Origin of the sequence: Mumia spirodelae (assembly GCF_050632745.1) — a bacterium.
Lineage (GTDB): Bacteria > Actinomycetota > Actinomycetes > Propionibacteriales > Nocardioidaceae > Mumia.
The window spans coordinates 443,042-456,063 of sequence record NZ_JBODSD010000002.1 but is presented as its reverse complement, the minus strand read 5'-3'; the positions used below and the strand labels follow the sequence as shown (position 1 = coordinate 456,063).

Here is a 13,022-nt window from a genome sequence, read left to right as displayed (position 1 = left end):
GGTGGAGCGACCGGCTCTCACCGTAACGGGTGCTGGCCGGGCTTGGCCGCGAAGACCGGGACGTGGGCATCGAGCAGCAGCTTCTGCGCGACGCTCCCCATGATCAGCTTGCCGACCGCGGACCGGTGACGGATGCCGATGACGAGCAGATCGGCCTGCTCCTCGTCGACGGTCTGGAGGATCAGCTCGGCGATCGCGGGACCGACCGGCTGCCGGACCCGGTGCGGCGCGACGCCCGTCTCCGCGAGGCGGTGCTGCAGCTGCTCCAGGTCGTAGCCGTGGACGAAGTCAGGGTCCTCCTCGAACCGGGAGTGCTTCGCCACGTTCACCAGCACGAGGCCGGTGGCGCGCGAGCGGGCCCACGCGATGCCGTGCTCGAGCGCCGTCTCGCCGTACTGGTCAGGGGTGTACGCCACTGCGATCGTCATGCGGGCACGATGGCACATCGTCGGTGTCACGGTCACCGCCGGTCTCAGGTCGCGAGCAGGCGGCGCGTACGACGAGTCAGCGGTGCGTACGACGGGTCAGCGGCGGGTGCGGTGCAGCTGGGTGACGAGGTCCAGCTCCAGGGAGCCGTAGCCCGTGCTCGCCCACGGCTCGACGCCGGAGTCGAAGTAGTGCACCGGCCTCCCGTTGCGCACCACGTCGAGGATGTCGGGACGTCGATGGGCCTTGAGGTCGCGACGGCACGCGGCGCACAGCGGGACGGTGACCTTGCCGCGCTCGGTGTCCAGCGTCGTACGGCCGGTGGCCGCGCCGTGGAGAGGGTTGAGGTAGCAGGGGGCAGTCGGCTGGTACGCCTTGCCGGCCGTCGCGGCGTCCAGCGCTGCGCTGCCGCGCTCGACGAGGACCAGGGCCCCGACCACGTCGAGCACGTCCGGCTTCGCGCCCTCGCCGCGGACCCGCTTGGCGGCGTCGTAGTGGTCGAGCACCGCCTGCCAGGCCGCCGTGTCGCCGCCGAGGTCGGTCTCGTCGATCAGCTCGCCGAGCGCCAGCAGCTCCCGGTCGGCACGCGCGATGAGCGCGCTGTCGTGGGCGTCGCGGACCCGCTCGACGACAGACGCCGGGAGGGCGAACGCCTTCTTGCGCCCCGGGATGTCGCCACGCTCGATCTTGAACCGACGCCACATCACGGCACCCGCGACGAGCACCGCCACGATCGCGACCGTGAGCGAGACGCCGACGATGGCCCCGGCGTTGTCCTCGCTGGCGTACGACGGCGGTGAGTACGTCGAGGACGACTCCGACTTCTCGGTCGTCTTCTCGTACTTGGCGTACGCGGTGTCGTAGCGCTCTTGGGTGGTCCCGTCGGCGATCATCTCGGTGGCAGCGACGATCTGCGCACCGAGGTCGTCGGGGTGTTCGATCTGCGCCGCGAACGTCGCGTGGTAGAGGGGATCGCGGTCCTCGGTCCTGACGTCCCAGGACGCGCCGCCGAGCTCGGCGCGGTCCCACCGCACGTCCGTGGCAAGGAAGATGCCAGGCTCTGGGTTCTGGTCGTGCAGGGTCGCGACCAGGTCGGCGGGGTCACCGTTGAACTCGTCCTCGGGGTTCAGCGGGTAGACGACGACGTAGGTGGGCACCTCGGAGCGCTCGATGTTCGCCTTGGCCTGCGCGAGCTGCTCCGGGGCGACCTCGTCGGCCATCTGAGGATGGACATAGATGCTGTCCTGCTCCAGGGCCGCCCAGATCGCGTCCGGGTCGAAGCCCGTCGTGCCGCCGCTCATGCCTTGCCTCCGACGAAGAAGTCACGCCAGCGACCGGGGAGGAGGAACGACGATCCGGCGAGCGCGCGGAGGGTGCCCAAGATCAGCATCAGGACCGCGTAACCACCGACCACCATGAGCAGCCCCGCCGAGATGCCACCACCGACGCCGCCCCAGTAGTCGAAGGGCTCGACATCCGGGTCCACGGGCGCGACCTCGGCCTCGACCCGTTCGATGAAGCGCAACAGGGCCTGATCGTCCTGGCCGGTCATCTCCGGCGAGACGATCCCCGACAGACCGGGTGACTCGTCGGAGTAGCCAGTCCCGGGCCTGCCGTCCCAGGTGAGGAAGACGGCCTTGTCGTCGACGCGCTCGACAAGCTGCGCCAGGAGATGGTGGGTGCTGTCGTAGCCGGCGTAGAGGTGGCTGCCGACCAGCGCGACGTACACCGGCGGGTCGGAGGCCTCGGCAGCGGCTTCGACCTGCTGCACCTGCTCGGGCGTCAGCAGCGCCGACATCTCCGCCCCGACGAACACGTGATCGCCGGAGGCGAAGGTGTCGATGATGGCGCTCGCGCGGTCACCCGGGGTGCCCGCGCGGTGTGCCGTGGAGCCCGGCTCGACCTCGGCGTACTGGACGGCCAGGTACGCCGCTCCGGCAGCCAGGGCGATGACGACCAGCGTGCCGACCGCGCGGACGGCCCTCATCGGCTCGCTCCCGCGCGCTCGTCGAGGACCGTGCTCCACAGCTCGCCGTCGAGCGCGCCGTAGCCGGTCCGTGCCCAGACGGTCCGCTCCTCGTAGTACGGCCGGGGACGGCGACGGGCCGGAGAGCCGAAGACCAGCGCGTCCGGCTGTCCGCCGTCCCGGGCGGCTGCTGCGCAGCGGCGGCACGCGGGCACCTCGACGGCGGTGCGTCCGGGGACCTCGACCGTGCTCTCGGCGCGGCCGTGCAGCGGGTCGAAGAAGCAGGGGCGGTAGCGGCCCGGATCAGTCTTGCGCTTGGCGCGGCCCAGCTCGAACTGTCCGGACTGCGCAAGCACCAGCGCCCCGACAGCGTCGCGCAGCTGGACCCCGTACTGCCGGTCCTCCGGCTCGGCCAGCGTCTCGAGGTCGCGCAGCACGGCCTCGGCGGCGCCAAGGAATCCGACCGCCGCATCGGCGTTCGGGCCGGTCGGCGCGTCCGCGACCTCGCGCGACAGGCGCGTCGTCTCCCGGTTGGCGCGCGCGACGAGCGGCGCCAGCTCGAGCTCCCTCGTCGTCCGCGCGACGGTTCGGGTGGGCCGACGGCGCTTCGGTGCGGTCAGCCACAGCAGGAGCCGGAGTCCGACGAGGAGAGCGCCGACGCCGACGACCGTCGCGACGACCGCGCGGCTGCCCGGGGTCGACGGATCGGGGTCGTCGTCGAGCACCGAGTACGCGGGCGGCGCGACGTTGCCAGGGAGCTTCGTGATCTCGACCGCGCGGTCGGGGTCGATCTCGAAGGGTTCGCCACCGGTCGCGAGCTCCGCGGCGATCTGCGCGTCGGCGGGGGGCGTCACCCGCGGCCGGCCCTCCTCGAGGTGATCATTTGCCACGCGGGCCACCTCGGTGGCGTCGTTGCGCGCGAGCGAGAGGCTGGTCGGGTCCGGAACACCCCAGCCGTCGATCATGAGGATCGACTCCGAGACCTGGACGATGTAGTAGCCGTCGCCGAGCCGCTTGTGAAGCTTCGTGGAGAGGTCCTGCGAGGGAAACCTGTCGGCGAGCCCGCCGGGATCGGCGACCAACGCCACGTAGATCGGGACGTCGGCGTCTGCGATCGCCTCCCGGATCCGTTCCTCCGCGCCGTCCGCGTCGCCGTTGCCGAGGACCTGCTGGACGAGGACCGGATCCTGCTCCAGGCGTGCGGCAAGCTCGTCGACGGTGAACAGCCGCTCGTCAGGGTCGTCGGGAGTGGCGGCGGCGTGCGCGGGGGAACCCACGGCCAGCGCCAGCGCGGCGACGAGCCCCGCCAGCGCCGTACGCGCAGCCCTTCTGACGGCGCGTGCCCGCGCCGCTGCGTCCCCCCGCAACGGGGTCAGTCCTTGATCTCTGCCACCACCGCGCCGGCGGTGACGGTCTCGCCGGGGGTGGCGGCGAGGCCGGTGATCGTGCCGGCCTTGTGGGCGTTGAGGGGCTGCTCCATCTTCATCGCCTCGAGGACGACGATGAGGTCGCCCTCGGCGACGGTCTGGCCGTCCTCGACGGCGACCTTGACGATCGTGCCCTGCATCGGGGAGACGAGCGCGTCTCCGCCGGCGGCCGCGCCGGCCTTCTTGCCCGCGGCGCGCTTGGGCTTCTTGGCGCCACCCGCGGCGGAGGCGCCGGCGACGGCGCCGAGCCCGGCGGGGAGGACGACCTCGAGGCGCTTGCCGCCGACCTCGACGGTGACCGCGTCGCGCTCGCCCGCCTCGGGCGCCTCGGCGGCGCCACCGGCGTACGGCTCGATGGTGTTGTCGAACTCGGTCTCGATCCAGCTGGTGTAGACGCTGAAGCGCTCGCCGTCACCGAGGTACGCCGGGTCGTCCAGCACGCGGCGGTGGAACGGGATGACGGTGGGCATGCCGTCGACACCGAACTCGTCGAGCGCGCGCCGCGACCGCTCGATCGCCTGGGTGCGGCTGGAGCCGGTGACGATGAGCTTGGCGATCAGGGAGTCGAACGAGCCGGGGATCGTCTCGCCGGCGACGTAGCCGGAGTCCATCCGCACGCCCGGGCCGGCCGGCGGCTCCCACTTCGTGAGCGTGCCGGGGGCGGGGAGGAAGTTGCGGCCGGCGTCCTCGGCGTTGATCCGGAACTCGATCGAGTGGCCGCTGATGGCGGGGTCGTCGTAGCCGAGCTCCTCGCCGGCGGCGATGCGGAACATCTCGCGCACGAGGTCGAGGCCGGTGACCTCCTCGGAGACCGGGTGCTCGACCTGGAGGCGGGTGTTGACCTCGAGGAAGGAGATGGTGCCGTCGCGGGCCACGAGGAACTCGCACGTGCCGGCACCGACGTAGCCGGCCTCGCGCAGGATCGCCTTGGAGGAGCTGTAGAGGCGCTCGATCTGGTCGTCGCTGAGGAACGGTGCGGGCGCCTCCTCGACGAGCTTCTGGTGGCGGCGCTGCAGCGAGCAGTCGCGGGTGGAGACGACCACGACGTTGCCGTGGGCGTCGGCGAGGCACTGGGTCTCGACGTGGCGCGGCTGGTCGAGGAACTTCTCGACGAGGCACTCGCCGCGCCCGAACGCCGTGACGGCCTCGCGGACGGCGGAGTCGAACTGCTCGGGGATCTCCTCCAGCGTGCGGGCGACCTTGAGGCCGCGACCGCCGCCGCCGAAGACCGCCTTGATCGCGACCGGGAGGCCGTGGTCCTTGGCGAAGGCGACGATCTCGTCGGCGTCCTTGACCGGGTCCTTGGTGCCCGGGGCCAGCGGGGCGTTGGCGCGCTCGGCGATGTGCTTGGCCTTGGCCTTGTCGCCGAGGGCCTCGATCGCGTGCGGCGGCGGGCCGATCCAGATCAGCCCGGCGTCGATGACGGCCTGGGCGAAGTCGGCGTTCTCGGCCAGGAACCCGTAGCCGGGGTGCACGCTGTCGGCGCCGCTGCGGGCGGCGACGTCGAGGATCTTCTCGATCGAGAGGTAGGTCTCGGCCGGGGTCGCGCCCCCGAGGGCGTACGCCTCGTCGGCGAGCCGGACGAACAGGGCGTCGCGGTCGGCGTCGGCGTACAACGCCACGCTGCCGATCCCGGCGTCCTTGCAGGCGCGGATGACACGGACCGCGATCTCGCCACGATTGGCGATGAGGACCTTGGTCAGCGGGCGGATGCCCTGGTCGTTGCTCACGGATGCTCCTCGGGGTGCCTTGGCTGCCCGTCGAGTCTAGAGCGCCCCCTCCGCGCCTCCGGCAGGAGTCCACGTCCCGCGCCTCTCGATCGCCTGGTTAACGGCTGTTAACATCGCGCTATGACGTACAGCACGCTCTCCGCAGAGCACGAGGCCTTCCGCTCCGTCGTCCGCGAGTTCGCCCGGGCGGAGATCGCTCCGCACGTCGCGCAGTGGGACCGCGACCACCACTTCCCGGTCGACCTGGTGGCGAAGATGGGCGACCTCGGGCTCTTCGGGCTCACGGCGCCCGAGGAGTACGGCGGCTCCGGAGGCGACTTCACGAGCCTCTGCGTCGCCATCGAGGAGTTGGGGCGCGTCGACCAGTCGATCGGCATCACGCTCGAGGCCGCGGTGGGGCTCGGCATCAACCCGATCCTGACGTTCGGCAACGACGAGCAGAAGGCGGCCTGGCTCCCCGACCTCGTGGCCGGCCGCGCGCTCGCCGGGTTCGGGCTGACCGAGCCGGGGGCCGGCTCCGACGCGGGCGCCACACGGACGAAGGCCGAGCTCGTCGAGGGGGAGTGGGTGATCGACGGCGCGAAGCAGTTCATCACCAACTCCGGCTCCTCGATCACGTCCCTCGTGACGGTGACGGCGCGGACGGGGACCCGTACCGCCGCCGACGGGACCGAGCGCCCGGAGATCTCGACGATCGTCGTCCCCTCGGGCACGCCCGGCTTCGTGGCGGAGGCGGCGTACGACAAGCTCGGCTGGCACATCTCCGACACGCACCCGCTGTCGTTCGAGGGGTGCCGGGTGCCGGAGGAGAACCTCCTCGGCGAGCGGGGTCGCGGCTACGCGCAGTTCCTCGCCACGCTGGACGACGGCCGCATCGCGATCGCCGCGCTGGCCGTCGGGTGCATCGAGGCGTGCCTGGAGATGGCGCGCGAGTACGCGCTGGAGCGCGAGACCTTCGGCGGACCGATCGGACGCAAGCAGGGGGTCGCGTTCCAGATCGCCGACCTCGCCGTCGCGGCGCGGGCGGCGCGCGCCCTCACGTACGAGGCGGCCGCCATGAAGGACGCGGGCGTCGGCGGCCAGGAGCTGAAGCAGGCGGCGTCGATCGCGAAGCTGTACGCCACCGAGCAGGCCGTCACCGCGACGCGGATCGCGACCCAGGTGCTCGGCGGCTACGGGTTCATGGAGGAGTACCCGGTCGCGCGGTTCTACCGCGACGCCAAGATCCTCGAGATCGGCGAGGGGACCTCCGAGGTGCAGCGGATGCTGATCGCGCGAGGCCTCGGGCTGCCGGTCGAGTAGGTTCGACCACCGTGGCGTACGAGGTGGTCCGACCGGCCGAGAGCGAGTGGGAGCAGCTGCGGGAGCTGAGGCTCCGGGCGTTGAGGGACACGCCGATCGCGTACGGCGAGCGGTACGAGGAGGCCCTCCGCGTCGGCGAGGACAACTGGCGTGCCCGTGCGGCGCGCAGCGTCTCGCCGGGCAACGTGCAGGTCGTCGCGCGGCTCGTCGACGGCGACGATGCCGGGCTCTGGGTCGGGTCGATGGCGGGATTCGTCTCGCGCGGCGTGCCGGCGTACGCGACCGACGGCGTCGTCGCCGACCCGGACGCTCCGCCCCGCGCGAACCTCGTCGGCGTCTTCGTCGACCCGCGGGTGCGCGGGCGGGAGACCGGCGTGACCGACGCCCTGCTCGACGCCGTCGTCGCGTGGGCGCGCGACGAGCAGGGCCTCGACCGCCTCTACCTGCACGTGCACGAGGACAACCCGCGGGCGGCCGGCTACTACCGGCGGCGGGGATTCGTCGCGACCGGCGCGTCGTTCCCCGCCGTCCTCCACGGCGGCCTCGAGCAGGAGATGGTGCTGGCGCTCGCGTGAGCGCCCGGTCTCAGGCGACGGCGGCGCGCCGCCGCGTCCAGTCCAGCACGACCGTGAGGACCACGGCGACGACGATGCCGATCAGCGGCGGGATGCCGATCTCGAGCTCACCGGACAGCCACGCAAGGAACCCTGCGACCGCGTAGACGCCGAGGTGGCGCCACTCGAACGCCGGGACGCGGGCCGTGTCGGCGTCGCCGATCCCGCGGCGCCAGCGGCAGAAGTAGTCCGCGATGATCACGCCCCCGAGCGGCGGGATGAAGGTGCCGAGCAGCGTCAGGTAGTCGACGAGGTGGTTCTGGACACCGGTGAGCGCCAGCACCGTGCCGATGACCGAGCCACCGATCACGAACGGGATCTTCGTCGGCCGCTCGAACAGCTCAGCGCCGGCGACCCCGAACGCGTACGCGGTGTCGGCGTTGCTCTTCCACAGGTTGCCGAACAGGAGGAACACGCCCCACCCGACGAGGCCGAGGTTGTAGAGGACGAGGACGAAGTCGCCTTCGCCGAACGTGATCGCGCCGATCGCGCCGAACAGGATCATCAGCCCGTTGCCGACGAGGAACCCGATCACGCAGGCCCAGACGGCGTTCGAGCCGCTGCGGGCGAAGCGGGTCCAGTTGGGCGCCTGGGTCCCGGCGGAGACGAAGGTGCCGACCACCGTCGTGATCGCGACCGCGATCGTCATCGTCGCGGTGGGCTCGACCTCCGTCAGGCCGGAGAAGCCGCCGACCTCCTCGAGCGACCGGACGACCACCCAGACCGCGAGGATCAGGATGAGCGGCGTCGAGATCAGCGACACCCAGTACATCCCGCGGTAGCCGTAGCAGGCGGTGAGGCACATCAGCGCGCTCGTCGCGACCATGATCGAGGCCTTCGCGCCGTACGACTCCCAGCCCGCCGCCTGCGCCGTCAGGTCGCCGATGGTGCCCACCACGACGCCGTACCAGCCGATCTGCGTCCCGCCGAGGAGGATCGAGGCCAGCTTCGAGCCGCGGTTGCCGAAGCTGTAGCGCGCCATCACGACCGTCGTCAGCCCCGTCCGGGCGCCGACGTAGCCCATGAAGGCCACATAGGTGCCGAGGATCGCCGAGCCCGCGAGGATGACCGCGATCAGACCCCAGAACGAGAACGCCGGACCGATCGCGGCGCCGGCCAGCATCGTCGGCGTGAAGACCGTGAACCCGAGCAGGACGACGGCGAGGGAGAAGAAGGACTTGCGGGCGTGCGCAGGGACCGGCGTGACGGGATAGTCCGGGTCGATCGGGTCGTCGGTCGCAACGCCCTGCCGGGCGGCCCCGGTCTCGGCCGACCCGCTCACGCCTCCTCCCCGATGTCCTCGGCCCACAGCGCGGGTCGCTCGTCGAGCATGCGCTGCATGAGTGCGAGGCACTCGGGGTCGTCCACCACGTCGACGGTCGTGCCGTGCGACCGGAGCCAGTCCTCGGAGGCCTCGAACGTCCGGTTCTCCCCGACGACGATGCGCGGGATCTCGTACAGGATCGCCGTGCCCGCGCACATCGTGCAGGGCGACAGCGTCGTGTAGAGGACGCTGTTGCGGTAGACGCTCGCCGGGAGCCGCCCCGCGTTCTCGATGCAGTCGGTCTCGCCGTGACGGATCGCGCTGCCCATCTGGACGCGCCGGTTGCGCCCGACGGCGAGCACCTTCCCTTCGTGGACCAGGGCGGCACCGATCGGTACGCCTCCCTCCTCCCAGCCGATGCGGGCCTGCTCGATCGCCAGACCGAGGAAGTAGCGGTCGTCGTGGGCGTCGGTCGGTGTCGTCATGCGGTCCTCCTGGGTGGATGGGGTCTACGAGACCAGGAGTCGTGGAGACCTCACAAGAGACGTTCTGTCCGTCTGGCAGGGGCATCCGTACGACGGAACGTCCCGTGTCAGCCATCCTGGGGGCATGCTCCCGACCCTGCGCGAGGTCCTCGAGACGCCGTCGTTCCGTGCCGCTGCCGTCAAGGTGGTGACCGGCGACCCCGACACCACGACGGTCCGGTGGGTGCACTCCTCGGAGGTGTACGAGATGGGAGGGCTGCTGGCGGGCGGCGAGGTCCTCCTCACCAGCGGACTCGGCCTGCACGGCCGGTCGGCGGCGCAGCTCACGGCGTACGTCGACCAGCTCGCGGACGCCGGGTGCGTGGCGCTCGCGCTCGAGGTGGGCCGGTCGTTCTTCGAGGTGCCCGCCGAGCTGGTGGCCGCGGCGGAGCGGCGGGGCGTCGTGTTCCTCGCGCTGACCGCCGTCGTGCCGTTCGAGCGGATGGTCGAGGACTTCCACGACCTCCTCGTACGGCGGCGGATGAGCACGTCACGGTCGGGCGAGCCGATCTGGCAGGAGCTGCTGGGGACGGTCGTCGCGGGACAGGGCATGGTGGCGCTCCTCGACGCGACCGCGCGCCTGGCGGGGTGCGCTGTCGCGCTGCACGACGAGGACGGACGCCTGGTGGAGCGGAGCAGGATCAGCGTGGGCGCCCTCCCGGGCGGACCGACGGAGGCCGACGTGCGGGGATCCGGCGGGGTGCTCGGGCGACTGGCGCTGCAGGGGTCGCCGAGCGCGCGCAGGAACGCGGTCGCCCAGCGGGCGGCGGTCGCCGTCGCTCTCGAGCTGGCGCGCCACCTGGGACCGGGCGACCGGCCGTCGGCGGCGCAGTCGCTGGTCGCGGACCTCGCTGCGGGGGTGGTCGGGTCGGCCCGGGAAGCTGCCGAGCGGCTCGGGTCCGCCGGATGGACGCCGGAGCCGGGGCGGCACGTCCTCGTCGCCGCGCTCGACGTGGATCCGCGTACGCCGGTGGGTGACGCCGTCCCGGCCTTGCGCGAGGCGGTCCAGGCGGTCGTCGGTCCGTGCGTCGTCGGTACGGCGGGCAGCCACGCGGTGGTCGTCGCCCAGGGGTGGACCCGGGGCGAGCCGATGCGTGTGCGCCGGGCTTTCGAGGACGTGTACGCGCGTCTCGTGGCACGCGACGGGGGCGACGTCGTCCGCGCGCTGGGCGTCGCGGCACCGGTGGAGGACCTCGCGGACCTGCACGACGCGGTCGGCCGGGCGCGCGACGTCGTGCGCCTTGCTCGACGGCTCGGGACCCGTCGAGGTGTCGTGCTGGCGCGAGACGTCGGGGTGCACCGGCTCCTCGCTGCGGAGTCGTCGTCGGCGCTCGTCGCGGAGCTCGTAGCGGATCAGCTCGGCGCCCTGATCGCGTACGACACCCAGCACTCCGCCGACCTCGTCCGGACGCTCGACGCGTACCTCGCGACGGGCGGCAGCAAGGCGCGGTCCGCCGCGATCCTGGGCATCCGGCGCCAGTCGCTGTACGCCCGGCTCGCACGGATCGAGCGGCTGCTCGGGACGCCGCTGGACGACCCGGCCCAGCTCGTCACCCTCGGAGTGGCGATGACGGGGTGGCGGCTGCGGACGGGGCTCGACCCGCAGGCGGCGTTCGACCGGGCCGGTCGATGAGCGTGGGAGCACGGGACGATGGGGGTATGACGAACGAGCTGACGATGCGGCCTGCGCGGACCGACGATGCGAGCGACCTCGTCCGCTTCTGGTCGCGGGCCGGGGAGAACGACTCCCGGCCGGCCGACACCGAGGACGCGGTTCTGCGTCTCCTCGATCGCGACCCGGAGGCGTTGGTGGTCGCCGAGCGGGCTGGCCGGATCGTGGGGTCGCTGATCGTGGGGTGGGACGGATGGCGCTTCCACCTGTACCGGTTGGCGGTCGACCCGGCGGAACGGCGGAGCGGGGTGGCTCGGGCGCTGATCGCGAGCGCGGAGCAGCGCGCCCGGGAGGTGGGTGCCGGACGGATCGACGCGATGGTGCTCGAGGGCAACCGGCACGGCGCGGCGTTCTGGGCGGCGGCGGGCTTCCGTCCCCAGGACGAGTGGCGGAGGTGGGTACGCACAGCTCCGTACGAGGGGTAGCGCTCTGACCTCACACGCGGGTAGTATCGAACACATGTTCGACACAGTCGAGATGCTTGATCAGCTGGAGGCGGCGCTGGATGCGCTCGCCGCCCAGCCGGTCGCCTTGGCGACGGACGAGCAGACGTGCGAGACGATGCGGCGCCTGGGTCGCGTCGAGGACCGCCTGGCCGGTCTGCAGGCGACGTGGTTCGACCACATGCAGGAGCAGGCGGCCCACGAGGCCGAGGGTGCGTCCACCGCGGCGGCCTGGGCTCGGCGCGAGATGTGCTGGGACGCCGGGCAGACACGCAAGGCGGTGGCTGCGGGGCGGACCATGCGCGTCCTGCCCGCAGTCGGCGCGGCGCACCGGGCCGGCGAGATCCGCCGGGGGCACGTCGACGCGTTCACGGTCGCTCTGAAGAAGGCGGATCGCGCGATCGTCGAGGCTGCCGAGGACGTCATGCTCGACGTCGCCCGGGTGTGCGAGCCCGGTGAGCTGACCGAGCAGCTGACGATGCTCGTCGAGGTCGCTCACCCGGAGGAGCTGGACCGTGCCTACGTCGCAGGCATGGACAAGCACGACCTGACGATCGCGCGGTGCGGCGAGGGCTACCACGTCAACGGCTTCCTCGACGCGGTCAACGGCTCCCGGTTCAAGACGTGGCTGACCGCTGCGTCGGCGCCGCGTGGGGCCGACGACGAGCGCACGCCCGCGCAGCGCCGCGTCGACGCCATCGGTGATCTGGCCGCCTCGGTGCTCGACCACGGGCTGCCGTCCGACCGTGGTGTGCGTCCGCAGGTGGGGGTGCTGGTCAGTGCGGAGTGGCTCGCCGGACAGCCTGGAGCAGAGCCGCCGGTCCTGGCGGGATGGGGACCTGTCGGCCCGAAGCTCTTCGACTACCTGAGCTGCGGCGCCGATCGGACCGACTTTCTGGTCGACGGCGTCACGGCCGGGCCGACGCCGCAGGCCGACATCCTCAATGTCGGGCGCACCCACCGGCTGGCGACGTACAAACAGCGTCAGGTCGTCCTCGCCCGCCAGGGCGGGATCTGCGCCAACCCGTCGTGCCGAGGCACGCACCTGGAGCTACACCACGCGGCATGGTGGGATCGCGACGGCGGCCGGACCGACCTCGACAACCTCGTGGGCCTGTGTCCGCGGTGCCATCAGCTGATCCACGCCGGCAGGCTGTGGGTGGAGTCCGACGGTGCACGAGGATTCGTGTTCAGTCGGCGCAAGGGTGCGAGGATCCTCGAGATCGAGGACCGCCATCGCATCCAGCGGCAACGGCTCAGCGATCGGTTGCGCGGGCTGCGTCGTCTCCTGCGCGATCCTTCTCCCGTGCCGGCTGACCCGGTGCCAGCCAGCCCTATGCCAGCGACGCCGGTGCCAGCCAGCCCGATGCCCGGCAAGCCGGTGCTGGTTGACGCGGTGCTCCCGGTGCTGGGCCGCGCCACCGTCGCGCTCCGCTCCCACGAGACGGACCACGCGCGCGTCGTCGTGCGTGCCCGCGTTCCCGAAGGCGCTCGCGGTGGCGAGCGTGCTCGCGGTGGCGAGCGTGCTCGCGGCGGCGCGCACGCCCGCCGCGGTCGGCGCGGACCGACGACTACGCGGCGCGCGCTCCGGCCCGATCCGCACTCACCACTCGAGGGGCACCTGCACCGGCTCCTGCGTCTGCGGACGTGAGGG

General features: G+C 72.3%; 12 protein-coding genes. 5 read left to right on the top strand and 7 right to left on the bottom strand.

The window, feature by feature from the left end:
- Window positions 1-17: 17 nt before the first annotated feature.
- The 5 genes from ACQSSQ_RS11780 to ACQSSQ_RS11760 all read right to left on the bottom strand — a co-directional run bounded on the left by ACQSSQ_RS11780 (window position 18) and on the right by ACQSSQ_RS11760 (window position 5,549).
- Entirely contained in the window at window positions 18-428 is a 411-nt protein-coding gene (locus tag ACQSSQ_RS11780) for a universal stress protein (RefSeq protein WP_431327269.1), read from the bottom strand.
- A gap of 96 nt (window positions 429-524) precedes the next feature.
- Entirely contained in the window at window positions 525-1,727 is a 1,203-nt protein-coding gene (locus tag ACQSSQ_RS11775; protein WP_431327268.1) for a hypothetical protein, read from the bottom strand.
- Window positions 1,724-2,413 carry a hypothetical protein gene (locus tag ACQSSQ_RS11770; protein WP_431327267.1) on the bottom strand — a complete coding sequence of 230 codons (690 nt, stop codon included), beginning with the start codon at window positions 2,411-2,413 and terminating at the stop codon, window positions 1,724-1,726. Before ACQSSQ_RS11770 ends, ACQSSQ_RS11775 begins: the two co-directional genes overlap by 4 nt.
- Window positions 2,410-3,759 (bottom strand): hypothetical protein, encoded by a 1,350-nt coding sequence (locus ACQSSQ_RS11765; RefSeq protein ID WP_431327266.1) that lies wholly within the window; start codon window positions 3,757-3,759, stop codon window positions 2,410-2,412. The genes ACQSSQ_RS11770 and ACQSSQ_RS11765 overlap by 4 nt, the downstream gene beginning before the upstream one ends.
- Window positions 3,760-3,764: 5 nt before the next feature.
- Window positions 3,765-5,549, bottom strand: a complete 1,785-nt coding sequence (locus tag ACQSSQ_RS11760; protein ID WP_431327265.1) for an acetyl/propionyl/methylcrotonyl-CoA carboxylase subunit alpha — start codon at window positions 5,547-5,549, stop codon at window positions 3,765-3,767.
- Window positions 5,550-5,669: 120 nt separating this feature from the next.
- Here ACQSSQ_RS11760 and ACQSSQ_RS11755 point away from each other — a divergent pair, with 120 nt between their 5' ends.
- Both ACQSSQ_RS11755 and ACQSSQ_RS11750 read left to right on the top strand, forming a co-directional pair.
- The gene (locus tag ACQSSQ_RS11755) at window positions 5,670-6,851 is read left to right on the top strand and encodes an acyl-CoA dehydrogenase family protein (RefSeq protein WP_431327264.1); all 1,182 of its coding nucleotides are present in this window, start codon (window positions 5,670-5,672) and stop codon (window positions 6,849-6,851) included.
- Between the two features lie 11 nt (window positions 6,852-6,862).
- Window positions 6,863-7,426, top strand: a complete 564-nt coding sequence (locus tag ACQSSQ_RS11750) for a GNAT family N-acetyltransferase (RefSeq protein WP_431327263.1) — start codon at window positions 6,863-6,865, stop codon at window positions 7,424-7,426.
- Between the two features lie 10 nt (window positions 7,427-7,436).
- On the opposite strand, the gene codB is transcribed toward ACQSSQ_RS11750, so the two are convergent.
- A complete protein-coding gene (gene codB, locus ACQSSQ_RS11745) occupies window positions 7,437-8,747 on the bottom strand; it encodes a cytosine permease (RefSeq protein ID WP_431327262.1) in 1,311 nt (436 codons plus the stop codon).
- Window positions 8,744-9,214 carry a nucleoside deaminase gene (locus tag ACQSSQ_RS11740; protein WP_431327261.1) on the bottom strand — a complete coding sequence of 157 codons (471 nt, stop codon included), beginning with the start codon at window positions 9,212-9,214 and terminating at the stop codon, window positions 8,744-8,746. The genes codB and ACQSSQ_RS11740 overlap by 4 nt, the downstream gene beginning before the upstream one ends.
- A 124-nt stretch (window positions 9,215-9,338) precedes the next feature.
- Here ACQSSQ_RS11740 and ACQSSQ_RS11735 point away from each other — a divergent pair, with 124 nt between their 5' ends.
- From ACQSSQ_RS11735 to ACQSSQ_RS11725, 3 genes are read left to right on the top strand one after another with little or no spacing between them, the layout of a single operon-like run.
- A complete protein-coding gene (locus ACQSSQ_RS11735; protein WP_431327260.1) occupies window positions 9,339-10,886 on the top strand; it encodes a PucR family transcriptional regulator in 1,548 nt (515 codons plus the stop codon).
- A 26-nt stretch (window positions 10,887-10,912) separates the two neighbouring features.
- Window positions 10,913-11,350, top strand: coding sequence for a GNAT family N-acetyltransferase (locus ACQSSQ_RS11730; protein ID WP_431327259.1), 438 nt, complete (start codon window positions 10,913-10,915; stop codon window positions 11,348-11,350).
- Between the two features lie 34 nt (window positions 11,351-11,384).
- On the top strand, window positions 11,385-13,019 hold the full coding sequence (locus tag ACQSSQ_RS11725) for an HNH endonuclease (RefSeq protein WP_431327258.1): 1,635 nt from the start codon (window positions 11,385-11,387) through the stop codon (window positions 13,017-13,019).
- The last annotated feature ends 3 nt before the right edge of the window (window positions 13,020-13,022 follow it).

What these genes read in the sequence shown, in the direction of transcription:
- ACQSSQ_RS11780 (WP_431327269.1), bottom strand. Translation starts at nt 428, where the DNA reads ATGACGATCGCAGTGGCGTACACCCCTGACCAGTACGGCGAGACGGCG.
- ACQSSQ_RS11775 (WP_431327268.1), bottom strand. Translation starts at nt 1,727, where the DNA reads ATGAGCGGCGGCACGACGGGCTTCGACCCGGACGCGATCTGGGCGGCC.
- ACQSSQ_RS11770 (WP_431327267.1), bottom strand. Translation starts at nt 2,413, where the DNA reads ATGAGGGCCGTCCGCGCGGTCGGCACGCTGGTCGTCATCGCCCTGGCT.
- ACQSSQ_RS11755 (WP_431327264.1), top strand. Translation starts at nt 5,670, where the DNA reads ATGACGTACAGCACGCTCTCCGCAGAGCACGAGGCCTTCCGCTCCGTC.
- ACQSSQ_RS11740 (WP_431327261.1), bottom strand. Translation starts at nt 9,214, where the DNA reads ATGACGACACCGACCGACGCCCACGACGACCGCTACTTCCTCGGTCTG.
- ACQSSQ_RS11735 (WP_431327260.1), top strand. Translation starts at nt 9,339, where the DNA reads ATGCTCCCGACCCTGCGCGAGGTCCTCGAGACGCCGTCGTTCCGTGCC.
- ACQSSQ_RS11730 (WP_431327259.1), top strand. Translation starts at nt 10,913, where the DNA reads ATGACGAACGAGCTGACGATGCGGCCTGCGCGGACCGACGATGCGAGC.
- ACQSSQ_RS11725 (WP_431327258.1), top strand. Translation starts at nt 11,385, where the DNA reads ATGTTCGACACAGTCGAGATGCTTGATCAGCTGGAGGCGGCGCTGGAT.